Below are 19129 nucleotides of genomic sequence, written 5' to 3'. Positions count from 1 at the left end.
AGAACAATGAAAGAGCAATTAATGGAAATGTTAGAATCTCGTAAGGATGAAATGATTGAAATAAGAAGACATCTTCATGAACATCCAGAGCTTTCTTTTAAAGAAGAAAAGACAGCACAATACATTCTTGATTTTTATGAAGGGAAAGACGTAGAGGTTCAATCCAATGTTGGAAATGGTTTCGGGATTGTTGTCACAATAAAGGGTGGAAAGCCAGGTAAAAGTATCGGTCTCCGTGCGGATTTTGATGCATTACCCATCATTGAAGAGGCCGATGTGCCATTTAAATCAAAAAATGAGGGCGTGATGCATGCGTGTGGTCATGATGGTCATACTGCATACTTGTTAGTGTTAGCGGATTGCTTAATCCAATTAAAAGATGAAATACCAGGAACTATCAAAATTATACATCAACATGCCGAAGAAGTTCCTCCGGGCGGGGCGAAAAGTATTGTTGAATCTGGTATTCTTGATGATTTAGATAATGTATTTGGTATCCATCTGCTACCACTTGGACCAGCAGGAGTGGTCGGGTATCATTCAGGATATTCTTTCAATGGCAGGGCATATATGAAATTAAAAATTCAAGGTAGAGGTGGACATGGCTCATCACCACATCTAGCGAATGATGCCATCGTGGCAGGAGCCCATTTTGTAACAGCCGCTCAAACGATTATTAGTCGTCGTCTAAGCCCGTTTGAAAATGGTGTCATTACAATAGGTTCATTTGATGGAAAAGGAACTTTTAATGTCATCAAAGATAGCGTTGAGCTCGAAGGAGACATACGCTATATGACTGATGAAACGAAGAAAAAAATTGAACACGAAGTAAAACGTATAGTAAAAGGAATTGAAGAAGAATTTGGAGTAACATGTGAGCTTGCGTATGAAAATGATTATCCACCGTTATATAATGATCCTGAAATTACTGAAAAAGTCGCAGAATATCTAAAAAATGCAAATGACAAAGACATTAAAGAAGTAAAGGAATTTCCACCGATGGCACCATCGGAAGACTTTGCTTATTATGCAGAGAAATTCCTTTCTTGTTTCTTCTACATTGCATGTACGCCTAAGGGAGAAAAAGATCCGTATTTCAACCATCATCCAAAATTCGATATCGATGAGGATGCACTCCTTGTTGCTGCAAAAGCAGTGGGATATGTTGTTTGTGGGTATTATGAAGTAGAGTAAATGGAAAAAGTCCATCCAAACATATTGGGTGGGCTTTTTAAGTAGGAGGGGGCTAATAAAAAACAGGTGAAGAAAAGCAATTTAGTTTTTCTTCACCTGCCTACTGTGCCTTTTTGAGACATGTCATTTAGTTTTTCATTTTAGGGTCCAGTGCATCGCGAAGACCGTCACCCATTAAGTTAAAACCTAATACTGTCAACATAATCGCAAGACCAGGGAAAATAAGTGTCCATGGTGCTTGTTGAATATAGCTTCTTGCGTCACTTAGCATTCTTCCCCATTCTGGTTCAGGAGCTTGTGCACCTAAGCCTAGAAATCCTAAAGCAGCTGCTTCAAGAATAGCGGTTGCAATTCCAAGTGAACCTTGAACGATAATCGGTGTTATGCTGTTTGGAAGAATATGCTTTAAAAGAATTCGAGCATCTTTCATTCCGATTGCTTTTGCGGCCATAATAAATTCTTCTTCTTTGATACTAATAACCTTTGATCGTACAAGTCGTCCAAAGTTTGGTACGTTTATGATTGCAATTGCAATTAATGCATTTTGTAGGGATGGTCCTAAAATAGCAACAATCGCAATAGCTAAAAGAATACTTGGAAATGCAAGTAAAATATCAAACATCCTAGAAATAAGCATATCAACCCATTTCCCGTAGTAGCCTGCAAGAATACCAAGTAAAGAACCAATGATCGCAGAGGCAAGTACAGCGAAAAAACCAACCCATAACGAGATTCTTGCACCATAAATGATTCGAGAAAAAATATCTCTCCCTAAATCATCTGTTCCGAACCAGTGGTCAGCAGATGGTGGTTGTAAACTATCTGCTAGAATTGATTCTTTGTAACTCATAGGAGCAAGAACATCGGCAAAAATGGCAATCAAAATAAAGAAGGCAACAATTCCAGTACCAACTAAAGCCAATCGATTCTTTTTAAATCCCTTCCAAGCATCTTTCCAGGGAGAAACTACGGTATCATCCGTTTGAGGTTTTGACACGTTAGATTGTTGCCCGGGAGCTAATTCAGCCATGTGCAATTCCACCTCTTTTCCATTATTGATATTTAATTCGTGGATCAAATACTGCGTATAGCAAGTCAACAATTAAGTTAATAAATACGAAAATAGCTGCAATCAGTAATACGCCGGATTGAACAACGGGGTAATCTCTAAATGCGATTGCTTCATAAATATATCTTCCGATTCCAGGCCAACTAAAAATCGTTTCAGTAAGAATAGCCCCACCTAGAAGAAGTCCCATTTGAAGTCCAATTGTCGTTAAAACGGGAATAAATGCATTTTTTAATGAATGCTTATAAACAACCCAGAACATTTTTTGACCCTTTGCTCTTGCTGTTCGGATGTAGTCTGAACGCATAACCTCTAGCATACTTGATCTTGTCATTCTAGCAATAATCGCCATCGGAATGGTTGCTAATGCAATACTTGGTAAGATTAAGTGCTTCAATGCGACCACAAATTGGTCAAAATTCCCTTGAATTAAGGTATCTAGTAAAAATAAGTGCGTGATTGGTTCAATTGGATCACGTATATTCTCTCTTCCAAGAGACGGTAACCAGTCTAGCTCTAGTGCAAAAATCCATTGTTCCATTAGCCCAAGCCAAAAAATTGGAATGGAGACTCCGATAAGTGCAAGGATCATCGCTGTGTAATCAAACCATGAGTTTTGAAACCATGCGCTAATGATTCCTGCGTTTACACCGATTACAACGGCAATAATCATGGCAACGAGTGCAAGCTCAAAGGTCGCAGCTAAAAACGGCCAAATTTCTTCAGAAATAGGTGAGCGGGTACGAAGGGATTCTCCCAAGTCACCTTGTAATAAATCACCGATGTACGAAACATATTGTGTATACCATGGCTCGTCCAACCCGAGCTGCTGGGTCAATGCTTCCTTGGCGGCGGGTGATGCTTTTTCACCTAATATTGCATCTGCTGGGTCACCAGGGATAAGCCGTAGCATAAAGAACACGATAAGAGACATTCCGAATAAAACCGGAATTAACATGAATAAACGGCGAACCGTATATGAGAGCATTCTGTTCACCCCTTTTTATGGATAAGTATGTGTAAAATTTCGTAGTTAGTTTTTGATGTCAAGTTTCAAGCGCCTTGCTCTTTTCTCAAAAAAGGGGAGTAACAAGACTCCCCTTCTTAATGATTATTCAAAATATACGTTTGTAAATTTGTCTACACCTGTAGGATGTGGGACAAATCCTTTAAGGTTGCTGCTAGCAGCTAAAGCTGCACGTGCGTGTGCGATTGGAATCCAAGGAGCATCGTTATGAACGATTTCTTGGGATTGTTTGTACATGTCATTTCGTTTCGCTTCGTCTGTTTCAGTTTGTGCTGAAATTAGAAGATCATGAAGCTCTTGGTTTGCATAACGAGAATAGTTATTTCCGTCAATGCTATCTTGGTCTAATAATACATATAAGAAGTTATCTGGGTCACCGTTGTCACCTATCCAACCAGCGAGGTATGATTGTGCCTCACCATTTTGAACTTTTTCAAGGAAGGTAGTCCAATCGTAAGTTACGATTTCTACTTCTACACCAACTTTTGCAAAGTCAGCCTGAATTGCTTCAGCAATTTTTTGTGGTTCAGGCATATAATCTCTTGGGTTCGTGAAAGTCCAAAGTTCCATTTTGAAACCATCAGGATATCCTGCTTCAGCAAGAAGTTCTTTTGCTTTGTCTAAGTCGTATGCATAGCCTTCGATTTCGTCATTATATCCTGGCATGAATGAAGGATATGGGTTAATTGCAACATCCGCATTTCCAGCATAGAATGTATCGATAATTGCTTGTTTATCAACAGCATAGTTAAGTGCTTGACGTACTGTTGGGTTATTAAATGGCTCTACTTCAGTGTTAAAACCAAAGTAACCAATGTTCATACCAGGGCGTAGTAATACTTGTAATGCAGAATCGCTTTCGATTTGTGAAACGTCACTTGGGCTTACTCCATCCATTAAATCAATTTCACCTGTTTTTAAAGCAGTAAGACGAGCAGAGTTATCAGGGATGACTCTAAAAATTACTTTTTCAAGTTTTGGAGTTCCAGCCCAATACTCTTCGTTTCTTTCAAGAGTGATTGTGTCATTTCGTTTCCATTCTTTGAAAACGAATGGTCCAGTACCAACTGGATTTTCACCAAATTTATCACCTTGTTCTTTAATCGCTGTTGGACTAGCAATTCCGAAAGGACCCATTGCTAGGTTGTTTAAAAATGGTGCTTGTGGACGTTTAAGAGTGAATTTTACAGTATAGTCATCCACCGCTTCCACAGATTTAATCACATGTCCTTCGTCATCTTTAAAGCCACCGAACATTGCAGCGTAGTATACGAATGCGCCATCTGTACCGCCGCTCATCCAACGTTCGAAATTGTAAACAACAGCCTCAGCATTAAAATCTGTACCGTCATGGAATTTAACACCTTCTTGTAATTTGAAGGTATACTCCAATGAATCATCTGAGATTGTCCAATCAGTTGCTAATGCAGGCTTAACCTCTGTTGTTTCCTCTTCATAATCTAATAGAGTATCAAAAATGTTTTCTGTAACTTTTAGTGATTCACCATCTGTTACAACACCTGGATCAAGTGAAGTTGTATCAGCTCCACGACCGTAAATTAAAGTAGTTTGCGCTTCATCTTTAGCTGATGATGAAGAATCGCCATTATCTGCGTCTTTGCTGCCACAAGCCATTAATACGGCAGATAGGGCAACAAATAGTACTAACGTTTGTAAGAAACGTTTTTTCATAATTTTCCCCTCCAAATTTTCATCTTTGTGCAATGTAAATCGTAAGCTGACTCACGTTGCTTGTTTATATTTGCTCTTCTCCATAAAGGTGGCAAGCGGTAAAGTGACCGTGCTCTACCTCTTGGAGTGTAGGAACAACCTGTTTACAAATGTCCATTGCCTTCGGACAACGCGTATGGAACGGACATCCAGTAGGTGGATTTGATGGACTAGGTACATCTCCACTTAAAATAATTCGCTCCTGCTGGTGTTCGGGATCCGGAATAGGAACAGATGAGAGTAGTGCCTCTGTATAAGGATGTTTAGGAGATTCGTATAATCGATCACTATCGGTTAATTCTACGATTCTTCCTAAATACATCACTCCAACTCTATCACTGATATGACGGACAACACCTAAGTCATGGGCAATAAATAAATAAGTTAAATCAAAGTCTTTTTGTAAATCTTCAAGTAGATTTAAAACCTGAGATTGAATGGAAACGTCAAGAGCTGATACAGGTTCATCAGCAATAATAAGCTTTGGTTTAACAGCCAAAGCGCGTGCAATACCAATCCGTTGTCTTTGACCTCCACTAAACTGATGTGGATAACGTTTCGCATGGTAGGAGTTTAAGCCAACAATCTCTAGTAATTCCCGGACTCGTTTCTTTCTTTCTTGTCGATTACCAAGACCATGAACAATTAAAGGTTCTTCAATTATTTGTTCAACAGTATGTCTTGGGTTTAGAGAAGCAAAAGGATCCTGGAAGACCATTTGGATATCCTTTCTCATCTTTCGCATTTCAGAATTTGATAGAGCCATTAAATCTTTATCTTCAAAAATAATTTTTCCGCCAGTAGGTTCAAGTAGACGCATTAGCATCCGACCAGTTGTCGATTTCCCACAACCACTTTCACCAACTAAACCGAGTGTTTCTCCTTTTTGTAGGTGAAAAGAGACGCCATCAACTGCTTTTACTGCACCTGTTTGCTTTTGAAGGACTCCACTTTTAATCGGAAAATGTTTTTGTAGGTCTTTTACTTCTAATAATGTTTCGGGCATTTTTCTCCCTCCTTTACAAACTGATTAATGTGATGCACCTTGAAGGAGTACAGCCTTTTCTTCTGTTTCGTGTAGATGACATCTTGCACGTTGTCCATTTCCAACGTCTAATAATTGAGGAGCAACTTCTCTACATTTATCAAATGCATATGGACATCTTTCTGCAAAATGGCAGCCTTTTTTAACTGAACCTGGGATAGGAACACTTCCTGGTATTGAGAATAGTCTGTCCTTTTTAGTTCGAACGTCTGGTACAGATTCGATAAGCCCTTTTGTATAAGGATGTTGAGGGTTTTTGAAAAGGGATTTAGTATCTCCTTCTTCGACAACCTTTCCTGAATACATAACCGCGATTCTGTCACACATTTCGGCAACGACCCCAAGGTCATGGGTAATCATAATGATAGAAGTATTCGTTTCCTTATTTAGTTTTTTCATTAATTCAAGGATTTGGGCCTGAATGGTTACGTCAAGTGCAGTTGTTGGTTCATCTGCAATCAAAATTTCAGGTTTACAGACCATCGCCATAGCAATCATGACCCTTTGACGCATACCTCCGGATAATTGATGAGGGTATTCATCAATCAATTCGTCAGCTCTTGGTAGACCAACAAGGTTGAGCATCTCGATTGCTCTTGTTCGTGCCTCTTTTTTCGAAATCTTATTATGTATTAAAATAGCTTCGATTAGTTGGTTTCCAATTGTGAATACAGGGTTTAATGATGTCATTGGTTCCTGAAATATCATCCCAATTTTGTTTCCGCGAATTTGTCTCATTCGCTTTTCTTTTGCATCAACAAGATTTTCGCCATTAAATAAAATTTCACCGCCCACTATTTTTCCTGGATGACCAACAAGTTGCATGATAGAAAGGGAGGTTACACTTTTTCCACAACCAGACTCACCGACGATTCCGAGAATTTCTCCTTTTTTTAAATAGAGATCAACTCCGTTTACTGCAGGAATTGCTCCACTATCAGTGAGGAAGTGAGTTTTCAAGCCTTTTATTTCTAGAATAGTATCTTCCATAAAGTTCACTCCTTTCTATATTAAGATACTAATTAAAATTTTTGTAATATATTAATAACAAAAGATAATTATACACCTCACAATCAGAATTTCAAGAAAAATTACTCGATTTTAAAAGATGAAAATCTTTACAAATAAAGGTATACGGTGTAATGATTGTAATGTATCCGCTCACTTTTATTTTTGTTTTTTAGGGGAAGTTATTATATTAATATTTAATATAATTCGAAATATTATTTTAGTTAAAAAATTCTGAATTGAAATAAGCTACCTAATAAAAACTCCTTATGTCTTTAATGACATAAGGAGTTTCATAAAAGCTTATTTATTTTGCGCCATTTTAAATTCTAGGAAAAGCTGGTTGTAGATAGCGAGATTTTTTTTCCCAAGGTTTTCATAGACCTCGAGTTTCTCGGTTAGCTCAGGTGATGGATAAAAACGTTCATCTGTTACCATATCTTCAGGCATATATTGAAGTGCCTCTTTGTTTGGAGTGGAGTAGCTAACATATTCGGTATTTTGCGCTGCGATTTCCGCATCCAACATAAAATTAATGAACTGATGCGCCCCATCAATATTTTTCGCGGTCTTCGGAATGACCATATTATCAAACCAAAGGTTAGAACCTTCACTTGGTACCACATAGTTTAAATCTTCGTTTTCCCACATGATATCAGCAGCGTCACCAGACCATACAATCCCAATTGCAGCTTCTCGGTTTTGAATAAGGACTTTTCCTTCGTCGCCGACGATGGCTTTTACATTAGGAGTGAGCTTGATTAGTTTATCTTTTGCTTCCATTAAGTGGTCAAGATTTGTATCATTCAATGAGTACCCTAGGGAATTAAGGCCCATTCCCATGATTTCTCTGGCACCATCAACAAAGATGATTTCATTTTTTAAGGAAGGATCCCAAAGGTCGTTCCAGCTTGTAAATTCTTTTCCATCAAGCATTGTTGGATTATACACGATTCCAACAGTCCCCCAAAAATAGGGAACAGAATACTGATTACCTGGATCAAAGGGTAGATCCATGAAACGTTCATCGATGTTTTTTAAATTCGGAAGCTTAGAATGGTCAAGAGGGATGAGAAGATCCTCCTGGCGCATTTTATCAATCATATATTCAGATGGGACGGCGATATCGTAAGACGTTCCACCTTGTTCAATTTTTGTCATCATCGCTTCGTTGGAGTCAAATGTCTCATAGATGACTTTGATTCCAGTTTCCTGCTCAAAGCGGTCAATTAATTCTTCATCAATATAATCTCCCCAGTTATAAATCGTCAAGGTGTTTCCACTTGCAAGACCCTGAGACGAATTTAAATGGTGGATAAGATAGAGAAGACCGCCAGAAACGAGAACAATTGCAAAGAAAGCTCGCATTAGTTTCGTCATTTTCGAACCCCCAATCCACGTGTGCTACCCCGTTGTGCGATAAAGTAATAGCCGATAACAAGGAGCATTGTAAAGATAAATAAGAGAGTCGATAATGCATTGATATTTAATGAGATACCACGTCGTGCTAGGGAATAGATTTCAACAGAAAGTGTTGAGAACCCATTTCCTGTTACGAAAAATGTAACAGCGAAATCATCAAAGGAATACGTTAGAGCCATGAAAAACCCTGCGAAAATCCCAGGTGTAATATAAGGGATAATAACCTTTGTAAAGACCTGCCACTGGTTCGCTCCAAGGTCTTTTGCAGCATCGATTAATGTTGGGCTCATTTCTTTTAATTTTGGTAGTACCATCAGTACGACGATAGGAATACAAAAAGCAATATGTGAAAGCAACACAGAATAAAAGCCTAATTTGATTCCAGCCATTGTTAATAGAATTAAGAAAGACGCACCAATGATAACGTCTGGACTAACAATCAGAACGTTATTTAATGATAGCAAGGTATTTTGGGTTTGTCTCTGTTTGAAAGAATGAATCCCGATTGCTCCAAGTACCCCAATAATTGTTGAAAAAAGGGCTGAGAGCAATGCAATGACGAATGTATTTAATACAATGATTAGAAGACGAGTTTCCCCGAATAGCTCTTTATACCAGTCCAAGGTAAAATCTTCGAAATTGCTCATCGTACCGCTACTATTAAACGAATAGAACACGAGATAAAAAATCGGTGCATATAAAATGAAGAAAATAATAAATAGATACACTTTTGATGAAATGGTAAGTTTATCTCTCATTTTTAGCACCTCGTTTCTTGCGATTTCCAGTTGCGACCATGATTAAAACCATGAAAATAATGAGGAAGACGGCAATCGTTGAACCCATTCCCCAATCTTGTGTAACTAGAAACTGTTGCTCAATAGCTGTACCAAGTGTAATCACTTTGTTTCCTGCAATTAATCGTGTGAGCATGAACAATGATAGGGCAGGGATGAATACAACCTGACAGCCTGACTTTACCCCTTGAATTGTTAATGGAAAAATCACGCGACGAAACGTAGTCCATTTTGAGGCTCCAAGGTCTCTGGCAGCATCAAGTAAACTTGGATTTAACTCATTTAATGAATTAAAGATTGGTAAAATCATAAATGGAATAAAGATATATACAGATACAAATACAAAACTAAAGTCTGTAAATAATAGCTGTTTAGAACCGATACCAAGCACTTCAAGAATCGCGTTGGCAGTCCCATGAGCTCCAAAAATACCAATAAATGCATATGCTTTTAAAAGTAGATTAATCCAAGAAGGAGCAATGATTAACAGTAACCAAAGATGCTTATGCTTCGTTCTTGTTAGTAAGTAAGCTGTAGGGTATGCAACCAACAATGATACTGCTGTTATTAAAAAGGCATACCAAAATGAACTTAACGTCATTTTAAGGTAAATGGGTGTGAAAAATGTTTTATAGTTTATGAAAGATAGGTTTCCCTCTATATCAAAAAATGAATAATAGAGGACAAGTGTAATCGGTGCAATAACAAAAACAAGAATCCATAGAGCGTAAGGGATAAAATATATATTACGGGTAAGCTTATTTTTCATGGCTTTCCCCGTCCACATATGCTTCTAAGCGACGATCATATTCTTCTTCTGTTTCACCAAGACGCATAACATGAATCGCCTCTGGATCAAAGTATAGCCCGATTTCATCGCCGACTTTTGCTTTTTTCGTTGAATGCACAAGCCACTCATTTCCATCCTTGTCAAAACCGCAGATTTCATAGTGAACTCCCCGAAATAGCTGGGAATCTACAGCCACCTGCAGTTTTCCTTTTTCAACAGTGGTTATTTCTAAATCCTCTGGACGGATGACAATTTCGACTGGTTCATTTTCGGAAAAACCTTGGTCCACACAGTCAAAGGTCTTGCCGACAAATTCAACTAAAAAGTCTCGATGCATTTTTCCTTTTACGATATTTGATTCACCGATAAAATCTGCGACAAAGCGATTGATTGGCTCATCATAAATATCGATAGGGGTACCACTTTGTTGAATTTTCCCCTTATTAATTACAAAAATTTCATCAGACATGGCAAGAGCTTCTTCTTGGTCATGTGTAACAAAGATAAAGGTAATTCCAAGACGCTTCTGAAGATCGCGAAGCTCATATTGCATTTCAGTACGAAGCTTCAAATCAAGTGCAGATAAAGGCTCGTCTAACAAAATAATCTCTGGTTCGTTCACAATTGCGCGTGCAATCGCAACACGTTGCCTTTGACCACCCGACATTTCTTTAATTTCACGATTTTCATAGCCAGTAAGATTGACGAAGCTTAATGCTTCCTTCACCTTTTTATCTATTTCAGCTTGCTTCCATTTTTTTATACGTAAACCAAATGCAACATTTTCATATACATTAAGATGTGGAAACAAGGCATAATCTTGAAATACTGTATTTACTTGGCGTTTATTGGCAGGTGTTGTGTTAACTTTCTTTCCATTAAAATAAACCTCTCCACTAGATGGTTCAATAAATCCAGCAATCAAACGCAAAATTGTTGTTTTTCCACAACCGGACGGACCGAGAAGGGTATAAAACTTTCCTCTTTCAATTTCAAAGCTTACATTGTCAAGGACAGCTGGGTCATTGTCATACTGCTTTGTAACATTTTTAAATTGGATAATAGGTATACTGTTCATTAGCAACCCCCTTCTTTCTATTAATATATAAATTTTCGACCTAATTTTCGATGTCTAGCTTCAGGCACCATCGGCTCGGGTCATAAGTCAATCACTTCGGAAGGTAAAATACACCCACTGTCAGCGCTTGTCTTATGCTTGTCACCGATAAGTAGGGCCTTCCGCATTTCTTATCAATCCGGCATAATTATACACGAAACGGCAAAAAATTCAATAACAATCATATTTGTCAAGCCAAAATGATTGGGAGACTATTTAAATAAATAAGCTGAAAAAGCGTATAGGATAATTGGATTAGGAAGAAAATCACATTTTTAGAAAAAGTTATGGTCAATTTAATTGACCAAAAGGGAAAATAGAAATATAATTATAATACAATTTAAAATTTTCTTTTTACCTAGCAAATTGAATAATGTACAGGCAAATTCATTGAAAAATGAAGACGCAAAACTATAGGGGCTAAGTCCAATAGATCATGTTTAAATAGGAGGATGAAAAGGACCAAGAAGTTCGAGGCGGCACAGCTTTGAGTACCGGAACGTATGTATTTAATACGTGAGGAACACAAAAAGCAAGCCAACGAAGGCATTCGATGTGTCATTTTCACCGGACTTTTTTGAACATCCTTTAAGGACATGCCAGCCAGTTGCCGAGTATAAGCTCGTATCGAAAGAAACGTAGACTAATCGGTATTTGATTAGTCTTTTTTTAATACCTATTTATCAATATGTTGCTACTATATTACTAGATTTCTTGGATAAGGGAGTTTGATCAAAAGGAAGATGAAACTTTCAACCGACTTTTTGAACATCCTCTAAAAAACTTTGGAAGTGATTACATATGGAGAACACCATCCAGAATCTGAATGTACTCAAAAAACTAAGCGAACTAATTGAAAAGGTTGGGTCTGAAAAAGTTCTGATTTCTGATGAGATTCGTGACTTTTTTAATAGTGCCAGTCAGGAAAAAGAAGAACAAGAGATTACCAATACGCTTTTAAATCAGCTCCAACAAATAAACGAACAAATGGAAAACATCCATTGGATGAACAAACATTACCGCATCCTTCATGAATTTGCTCAAATTTGTAGTAAAACACTAAATGAAAGCGTTCTTCTTCAAAAGTCCTATGAGATGGTATCACGTGTTATGCCTGCAGATGCATTTTATATAGCTTTGCATAATCCAGGTGATGAACATATTCATTTCGTTTTTATAATGGATAACGGTGAGCCAGCTCCTCCTAGCATCGTTGAATTTGGCGAAAATTACACATCAAAGGTTATTAAAACACGAGAAATCGTTCACCTCAAGCATCAAAACCAAAACATTGAATATGATACGAAAATGGGGGAAGGGGACGAAGATACGAGCTCTTGTCTTTTCGTACCAGTTGTCATTGATGACCAGGTAAAAGGAGTCATCTCAACTCAAAGTTTTAAGGACTTCGCTTATCGGAAAGAGCATGAAGATCTTTTACAAATGATTGGTGCACAGGTTATTAACTCTATTGAAACGGCACGTTTATATGAGAAAATTTACACAATGTCTCGTACCGATGAATTAACCGGATTAAAAAATCATCGTGCATTTCATGAAGATTTAGGACAATTAATCAGAAATGATGACGGCGAAATTACCGTAATGATGATTGATTCGGATGATTTAAAACAGGTCAATGACCGTTTTGGACATGACGCTGGAGATTTATATTTAAAGATACTTGCGAACGGAATGAAGTCAGTATGTAATGACTGGATTGAGGGCTACCGTTATGCAGGTGATGAGTTTATGATTCTCATTAAATCCCATATCGATACAAACGCAAAAGAAATTTACTCTACATTAAAGGATTATTACAAGGAACATCCGCTTATTATGGATGATGAAAAAATTATTGTCTCCATCAGTACGGGTGTTGGCGTATATCCACACAATGGAACAACGGTAGATTTAATAAAAAAGGCAGCAGACCAAGCGCTTTATGCTGCAAAAGAAAGTGGGAAAAATCGACTTATTGTGTCGAACTAAAAAAAGCTCATCATAGTGATGAGCTTTTTGCTTGAAGTTTCATGAGATTTTCTTAGTTAATATGGGCAATAATGCCTTCTTCGTCGTCTAACACAAGCTTAATTCCGGCATATGGGTCTCTGTTAAGAAATTCTCCAAGCCATAAACGAATCGCCTCAATTAAGTTCGCCATAATTAAAACCTGTTTTCTATCGTTTACATACGCCTCTGCCGAAAAACCGTAGTCATCGTCATACATGAGTTCCACTTCAACTTCTTCAGGCTTAACTTGCTTTTTTAAACCGACATAGACACAAACGGCATTGATTATTTCTTGTTCAGAGAGGGTTAGCGTCTCCATGGATCTGCCTCATTTTTCTTTTTGTCTCTAAACATCACGAAGATTTTTCGAATGATGACGATAAGAACATAAATCGCAAGTACGTTAATCATTAATCCTAAAAACGAACCAAGCATACCCATTCCACCTAAAAGACCGCCGAATAAGAATCCTGCAAGTCCACCAAGCATAAGACCTCTCATAAGACCACCAGACATGAATCCGCCTCTAGGGTTGGTTGGAGTGGTAGATTTGTTTGTAACATTGGTATCTTCCTTTTTCTTTTGTTGCTGGAAGTTTGATTTATTGGTGTTTCCGATATTATTATTAAATCCTCTTTTACCTGACTTATAGCCTTTAGCCTCGACCGTTGTTGAATTGTCTTGGAAAACAAAATTCCCAAGTGGTGACAGGATTAACGTAAGTGCAACGAATGCTGATAAAATTTTCTTCATAAAAATGTATACCTCCATAAGTTAGTATTTATATTTTTACCATTATACCCTAATACCATGAAATTCTCTTGTAAATCACCTTCCTACTCTTTCTATCTTATATACGATGAAAACGAGAAATGGTTTCGAGTTTTTTTAAAATTGCTATTGGTAAATAATGACTAGTAATTCTACTATAGGTGTAGGTAAAAAGTGGTTTTCTTATCCTAAGAGCGATAAAAATGGTATAGTATATTTGAAGCAAATCTAACTTCATTCAGCATTAGCAACTGTTTCCAAAAGTAGTAGGATTTATTAAAAAGGGAATACAATTTAACGTTGTGTAATCCCTGGCTGAATAAAGTTAATGCCTCCGGCGGATGCCACAGATTTTCAAAGGGAATGTTTCGAGAAAGCTCGAATAAATCTGGGCGCAAATACGCCAAGGCGTATTTGATTTAATAGAAGGCGGGAGAGAGGATAAGAATGAAAACAGAAGTATATCCACAAAAAACATCCCTCATAGCTGATCTTAGATCTCTTTTTAAAGCAGGGGTATTACTAGCAAATGTTTTACCCGTTTTTTCAGGATTTTGGTTAGCCATTTACTTTACGGGTGGATCTTTTCAGGAACATTTGGGATTGTTTCTATACACAATGATTGGGAGTACACTCGTTATGGCGGGGGCTCTAATTATTAATAATTGGTACGACGTTGACATAGATACAGTAATGGATCGGACGAAAAAAAGACCGACTGTTACAGGACATTTTTCATTAGAATTTGTTCTAGTATTAGGAATTATTTGTACTGCGTTGGGGTTCTTTTTGCTGTTTTTCACATCATACGAAGCTGTCTTTTTTACATTTGTGGGCTGGTTTACGTATGTTGTGTTGTACACGATGTGGTCAAAACGTAGATTTACAATTAATACAGTGATTGGGAGTGTATCAGGCGCCGTTTCTCCTTTAATGGGATGGGCAGCGGTAGCTCCTATCCATCATACGGTGCCAATTGTGCTCTTTTTTATATTATTTGTCTTTCAAATGCCTCATACGTATGCAATTGCAATGAGAAAGTATGATGAGTATAAAGCTGCGGACGTGGCAATGTTGCCTGTTGTACGAGGTTTTGAGGAAACGAAGAAGCATTTTCTGTTCTGGGTCATCTGTTTACTTCCGTTGCCATTCTTTTTAGGAGACTTAGGCACGGTCTTTGTTGTGCTTGCAACATTGCTTAATGTGGGCTGGATTATCTTGAGTATTAAAGGATTTTCGGTCAAGGACGATATGAAATGGGCTCGTTGGAATTTCCTTTATTCGGTGAATTATATTTTGATTATCTTCCTATTAATGGTCATTGTCACATTGCCAAAATATATTGGATAAGAATATATTGGACCTCGCTACTTTTTTTGAAGTAGCGGGGTTTTTTTGTGCAATAAAACGTAAATCTTCATTCCAATAAACTTTTCTGTAAAAATTCAACCTTACTGTCACAAACTCTGACGTTTAGTCGTCTTGTTTGTAAATCGAACAGTAGGAGTGGGTATTTTGCAATCAGAAGAAAAGAAATGGGATTGTATCATTATCGGTGGTGGGATAGCCGGTTTAACTACATCAATATATTTGGCGCGTTCTGGAAAATCTGTGCTTATTTTAGAAAAATCAAAAACACTAGGTGGGAGAGGTCGAACAACGAAGAAAATGGATTCCTACTTGAACCTTGGGCCACATGCACTTTATTCGAATGGAAAATCGCTTGAAATATTACGTGAATTAGGAATTGAAATTGACGGAGGAATTGTGCCGACGAAAGGAAAGATAGTTTATAAAAATGAACTCTATGATATTCCGGCAACACCAATAAGTCTTATAACAAGCCCCTTATTAAATTGGAAAGCCAAAAAAGAACTGTTCACATTTTTTAGTACGTATAAGAAAATAGATACAAATAAGATTCATCAAATACCATTACAGCAGTGGTTGCAGCATAAGATAAAAGATGAAGTGGTGAGGCATCTCATTTTAATGATATCCCGTCTGTCGACATATTCGAACGAACCCGATTTGCTAAGTGCGGGTGCAGCGTTAAAACAGCTTCAGTTAGGAAATGCGATTTACCTAAATAATGGATGGCAAAGTATGATAGATTCTTTGATAAATGTGGCTACTGGTTTAGGAGTCCAATATCGAACAGGGCAGAATGTAAAAAGTGTCAATGGTTCGTATCCACAGGTAACAGTGCATACAAATAAAGAAGAATTTCATTCTCGAACTGTACTATCAACGTCAAGTCCACATGAAACAGCAAAAATGTTTTCAATGCTTGAAAACAATCCAGAAATGGATATCAAAGAGTATATTCCGGTACGTGTAGCATGTTTGGACCTTATTTTATCAAGATTACCTAATCCTGAAATTCATTTTGCATTGGGATTGGAGGAGCCTTTTTATTTTTCAAATCATTCCAACATAGCAAAATTAAGCGACAAAAATTATCAGGTTATTCATGTAATGAAATATATAAACGCTAAGGACGATACAGAAAGAGAATTAGAGGGTTTTATTGAAAAAATCCAACCAGGCTGGAAGAAATTTGTCGTCTATAAAAGATATCTTCCTAGAATGACAGTTTCAAATAGTTTAGTTTTGGCTAACCAAAACGAAAGACCGTCCCCTCTAGTCAAACATTTACCCGGAGTTTATATTGCAGGGGACTGGGTAGGAGATGAAATGCTTGTAGAGGCTTCGTTTCAAAGCGCTAGAAACGCAGCTCAATTAATCCTTGAAACCCTGCACTAAAGGAGGTGCGTTAACATGTTGGATAAACAGTTTTACCTTGAATATAAGCCTCTGTTGTTTTCAATTGCTTATCGTATGACGGGTACGATTACAGAAGCTGAGGATATAATCCACGATGTTTTGATCGACTTTGAGAAGAAGGATAGGGACCAAATTGAAAATCTAAAAGCCTATCTCTGTAAAATGGTGACTAACCGCTCAATTGATTATTTGAAATCTGCACGTAAGCAAAGAGAGGTGTACATTGGGCCGTGGCTCCCAGAACCATTAATTATCCATGATGTTGATCCGATACAGGTGGTCTTAATGAAAGACAATCTTTCATATGCTCTCCTTTCCTTGATGGAACAACTTAGCCCTGTTGAACGAGCGGTATTTGTTTTAAGAGAAGCATTTGGATATGGATACGATGAAATATCCACTATTATGGATAAAGATGTAACGAATTGTAGGAAAATCTTAAGTAGAGCAAGGAAAAAGGTAGATTATAAAGAGGATATAAACAATTTGCAGGTGAATCAGGAGGAATTGCAGCATTTAGTACATTCTTTTCTGCTTGCCGCAACAACAGGGAATATTGAAAGTCTGCTGAGCATGCTCGCAAATGATGTTTCCCTTTATTCAGATGGTGGAGGTAGGGTGAAGGCTGCAATAGTTCCAATAAAAACGAAAGATCGAGTTGCAAAATTTATCTTTGGACTCATTCGAAAATTTGGGCAGGATGATAATTTGGAAATTGAATTAGTTACAGTAAATGGACAGAGCGGGATATTGATAAAAAGAAATCATAAACCAGAAAATGTGGTATGCTTTGAAATAGAAAAAAATCAAATCAAACAACTCTTCTTAATTCGAAATCCTGAGAAGCTCACATATGCCTTAAAAGGTGTCCAATTTTAACTGGCAAGGCTCTTTTCTAAAAGGTTGTTGCTAAGGGATAAAAAAACCTATTGATTGCAGCGGAAGGTGGCGACTCCTCGAAAATGCATACGCATTTTCTTCATGCGTGGGTTATTTCAAGGAAGCTATTCAGTGTCCTGCGGGAAAAGCGTGAGACTTGAGACCCCGCATGAGCGCTAAGCGACGAGGAGGGCTCAAGCCACGCCCGCGGAAAGCGTTCACCAGCAGCTGAAATCAATTTATCAATAATAAAAAAGTTTGCAAAAACCGCTATGCATACATGTTACAAGGAGACAATCTATGGAAGACAAGTATTACGATGCACTATTACATGTAAAAACGGGCGGAGGACAAAAAGGTTTTAGTTCGTCCATCCATTATTACCGTTATGAACCAACACCATATGAAGGTCTAAATGCACTTTTTAAGCAGTACCAATTGAAAGAAACAGATCGGGTAGTGGATTTTGGTAGCGGTAAAGGTCGACTGCTCTTTTATATTCATCATTTTTTTAAAGCAACTGTTATTGGTGTCGAGATTGATAAATCACTTTACCATGAAGCGATGGAAAACCGCGACCGTTACGTAAAAAGGTCAAATGCCCGCGAGGAAGAAGTTGAAATTCATCATTGTGCCGCACAGGACTATGAAATCAATTCGAACGATAATCGTTTTTATTTTTTAACCCTTTTTCAATCCAGGTTTTTAAACATACGATTTCTAATATACTTCGCTCTTACAAACAGAATCACCGAGAGATGGAGATTATTCTATATTATGGATCGACAGATTACACCTATTTTTTAGAAAACAATACTCCGTTTCAATTAAAAAAGGAAATTATAATCCCAGGATTGTTTGAGAAAAACACATATGAGAGATTTTTAGTTTATCAATTAGAATAGGCAGCCTCCAATGGACTGAGGCTGTCTTTTTTATGTGGAAATTGAAGTCTAGCTTCAGGTGTCATCAGCTATTAAGTCTAATTCAATTGCTTCAGAAGCCAAAAATCACCTGCTGTCAGCGCTAATCTTATACTTATCGACTAAGGCAACGCGCTTAGCGCTTTTAAAAGTATGTTCACCAATTTGTCATTTTTCAATTTTAGAGGAAAGTATAGAGGTTGAGATGTGAATGAAATGTTGGAATGATGCGATTTAGTGGGATTTTTAAAGGATTTATGGACGGGGAAAATCCAGTTTTCTCGTCCATTTTTTATGGGTGTATCAAAAATTACACTTTATGTGTGATTCAGTTCACAACATTGAGAATCGTTCCTAATTATGATGTAAGTAAGAAGAACATAAGGAGGTTGAGTTGGATGGGAGCTTCAAAAGTAAACCGAAACAAAAATTCAGACGGGGAATACCAAGGTCGGTTAGTTGGAACTTGGATTTCAGTCGGTGTTGTTGGAGCAGTCATTCTATTTACGTATATAGTACTATTCGGCCTATTCATGGCTAGATTTTAGGAGGGAAA

17 protein-coding genes, 1 pseudogene and 1 riboswitch are annotated in these 19129 nt (G+C 37.5%); of the genes and pseudogenes, 7 read left to right on the top strand and 11 right to left on the bottom strand.

Going from position 1 to position 19129, the window contains the following annotated elements; all coding sequences use genetic code 11:
- Positions 1-6 precede the first annotated feature (6 nt).
- Positions 7-1194: an amidohydrolase gene (locus BTHG_RS17325; protein WP_010678002.1), complete on the top strand. Its 1188-nt coding sequence runs from the start codon at positions 7-9 to the stop codon at positions 1192-1194.
- 127 nt (positions 1195-1321) lie between these two features.
- On the opposite strand, the gene nikC is transcribed toward BTHG_RS17325, so the two are convergent.
- The 9 genes from nikC to BTHG_RS17280 all read right to left on the bottom strand — a co-directional run bounded on the left by nikC (position 1322) and on the right by BTHG_RS17280 (position 11161).
- On the bottom strand, positions 1322-2224 hold the full coding sequence (gene nikC, locus BTHG_RS17320; RefSeq protein ID WP_010678001.1) for a nickel transporter permease: 903 nt from the start codon (positions 2222-2224) through the stop codon (positions 1322-1324).
- 22 nt (positions 2225-2246) lie between these two features.
- Positions 2247-3251 (bottom strand): ABC transporter permease, encoded by a 1005-nt coding sequence (locus tag BTHG_RS17315; protein ID WP_010678000.1) that lies wholly within the window; start codon positions 3249-3251, stop codon positions 2247-2249.
- 123 nt (positions 3252-3374) lie between these two features.
- Positions 3375-4982, bottom strand: a complete 1608-nt coding sequence (locus tag BTHG_RS17310; protein WP_010677999.1) for an ABC transporter substrate-binding protein — start codon at positions 4980-4982, stop codon at positions 3375-3377.
- Between the two features lie 64 nt (positions 4983-5046).
- On the bottom strand, positions 5047-6027 hold the full coding sequence (locus BTHG_RS17305) for an ABC transporter ATP-binding protein (RefSeq protein ID WP_010677998.1): 981 nt from the start codon (positions 6025-6027) through the stop codon (positions 5047-5049).
- Between the two features lie 24 nt (positions 6028-6051).
- Positions 6052-7056, bottom strand: a complete 1005-nt coding sequence (locus BTHG_RS17300; protein WP_010677997.1) for an ABC transporter ATP-binding protein — start codon at positions 7054-7056, stop codon at positions 6052-6054.
- Positions 7057-7377: 321 nt separating this feature from the next.
- A complete protein-coding gene (locus BTHG_RS17295; RefSeq protein ID WP_010677996.1) occupies positions 7378-8454 on the bottom strand; it encodes an ABC transporter substrate-binding protein in 1077 nt (358 codons plus the stop codon).
- Entirely contained in the window at positions 8451-9254 is an 804-nt protein-coding gene (locus BTHG_RS17290) for an ABC transporter permease (protein WP_010677995.1), read from the bottom strand. The genes BTHG_RS17295 and BTHG_RS17290 overlap by 4 nt, the downstream gene beginning before the upstream one ends.
- Positions 9244-10062 (bottom strand): ABC transporter permease, encoded by an 819-nt coding sequence (locus BTHG_RS17285; protein ID WP_010677994.1) that lies wholly within the window; start codon positions 10060-10062, stop codon positions 9244-9246. Before BTHG_RS17285 ends, BTHG_RS17290 begins: the two co-directional genes overlap by 11 nt.
- On the bottom strand, positions 10052-11161 hold the full coding sequence (locus BTHG_RS17280; protein WP_010677993.1) for an ABC transporter ATP-binding protein: 1110 nt from the start codon (positions 11159-11161) through the stop codon (positions 10052-10054). The genes BTHG_RS17285 and BTHG_RS17280 overlap by 11 nt, the downstream gene beginning before the upstream one ends.
- 409 nt (positions 11162-11570) lie before the next feature.
- Positions 11571-11632, top strand: a riboswitch (cyclic di-GMP riboswitch).
- A 369-nt stretch (positions 11633-12001) separates the two neighbouring features.
- On the opposite strand from BTHG_RS17280, the gene BTHG_RS25245 reads away from it, so the two are divergent.
- The gene (locus tag BTHG_RS25245; protein ID WP_010677992.1) at positions 12002-13192 is read left to right on the top strand and encodes a sensor domain-containing diguanylate cyclase; all 1191 of its coding nucleotides are present in this window, start codon (positions 12002-12004) and stop codon (positions 13190-13192) included.
- A gap of 52 nt (positions 13193-13244) precedes the next feature.
- Here the strand turns inward: BTHG_RS25245 and BTHG_RS17270 are convergent, their stop codons facing one another.
- Positions 13245-13532 carry a YxcD family protein gene (locus tag BTHG_RS17270; protein WP_010677991.1) on the bottom strand — a complete coding sequence of 96 codons (288 nt, stop codon included), beginning with the start codon at positions 13530-13532 and terminating at the stop codon, positions 13245-13247.
- Positions 13520-13966: a hypothetical protein gene (locus BTHG_RS17265; RefSeq protein WP_010677990.1), complete on the bottom strand. Its 447-nt coding sequence runs from the start codon at positions 13964-13966 to the stop codon at positions 13520-13522. Before BTHG_RS17265 ends, BTHG_RS17270 begins: the two co-directional genes overlap by 13 nt.
- 465 nt (positions 13967-14431) lie before the next feature.
- Here BTHG_RS17265 and cyoE point away from each other — a divergent pair, with 465 nt between their 5' ends.
- The 5 genes and pseudogenes from cyoE (at position 14432) to BTHG_RS26885 (ending at position 19121) form a co-directional block, all read left to right on the top strand.
- Complete coding sequence (gene cyoE / locus BTHG_RS17260) at positions 14432-15334, top strand: heme o synthase (RefSeq protein ID WP_010677989.1); 903 nt, start codon at positions 14432-14434, stop codon at positions 15332-15334.
- 165 nt (positions 15335-15499) lie between these two features.
- Entirely contained in the window at positions 15500-16750 is a 1251-nt protein-coding gene (locus BTHG_RS17255; protein ID WP_010677988.1) for a phytoene desaturase family protein, read from the top strand.
- A 15-nt stretch (positions 16751-16765) separates the two neighbouring features.
- Complete coding sequence (locus tag BTHG_RS17250; protein WP_010677987.1) at positions 16766-17650, top strand: RNA polymerase sigma-70 factor; 885 nt, start codon at positions 16766-16768, stop codon at positions 17648-17650.
- 300 nt (positions 17651-17950) lie between these two features.
- Positions 17951-18555: pseudogene (locus tag BTHG_RS25240) on the top strand (SAM-dependent methyltransferase).
- A 416-nt stretch (positions 18556-18971) separates the two neighbouring features.
- Entirely contained in the window at positions 18972-19121 is a 150-nt protein-coding gene (locus tag BTHG_RS26885) for a hypothetical protein (protein WP_157256229.1), read from the top strand.
- Positions 19122-19129: the final 8 nt, after the last annotated feature.

It is taken from the genome of Bacillus timonensis, assembly GCF_000285535.1.
GTDB lineage: Bacteria > Bacillota > Bacilli > Bacillales > Bacillaceae_L > Ferdinandcohnia > Ferdinandcohnia timonensis.
The sequence above is the reverse complement of the archived record's forward strand: the minus strand, read 5'-3'. Positions and strand labels throughout refer to the sequence as shown.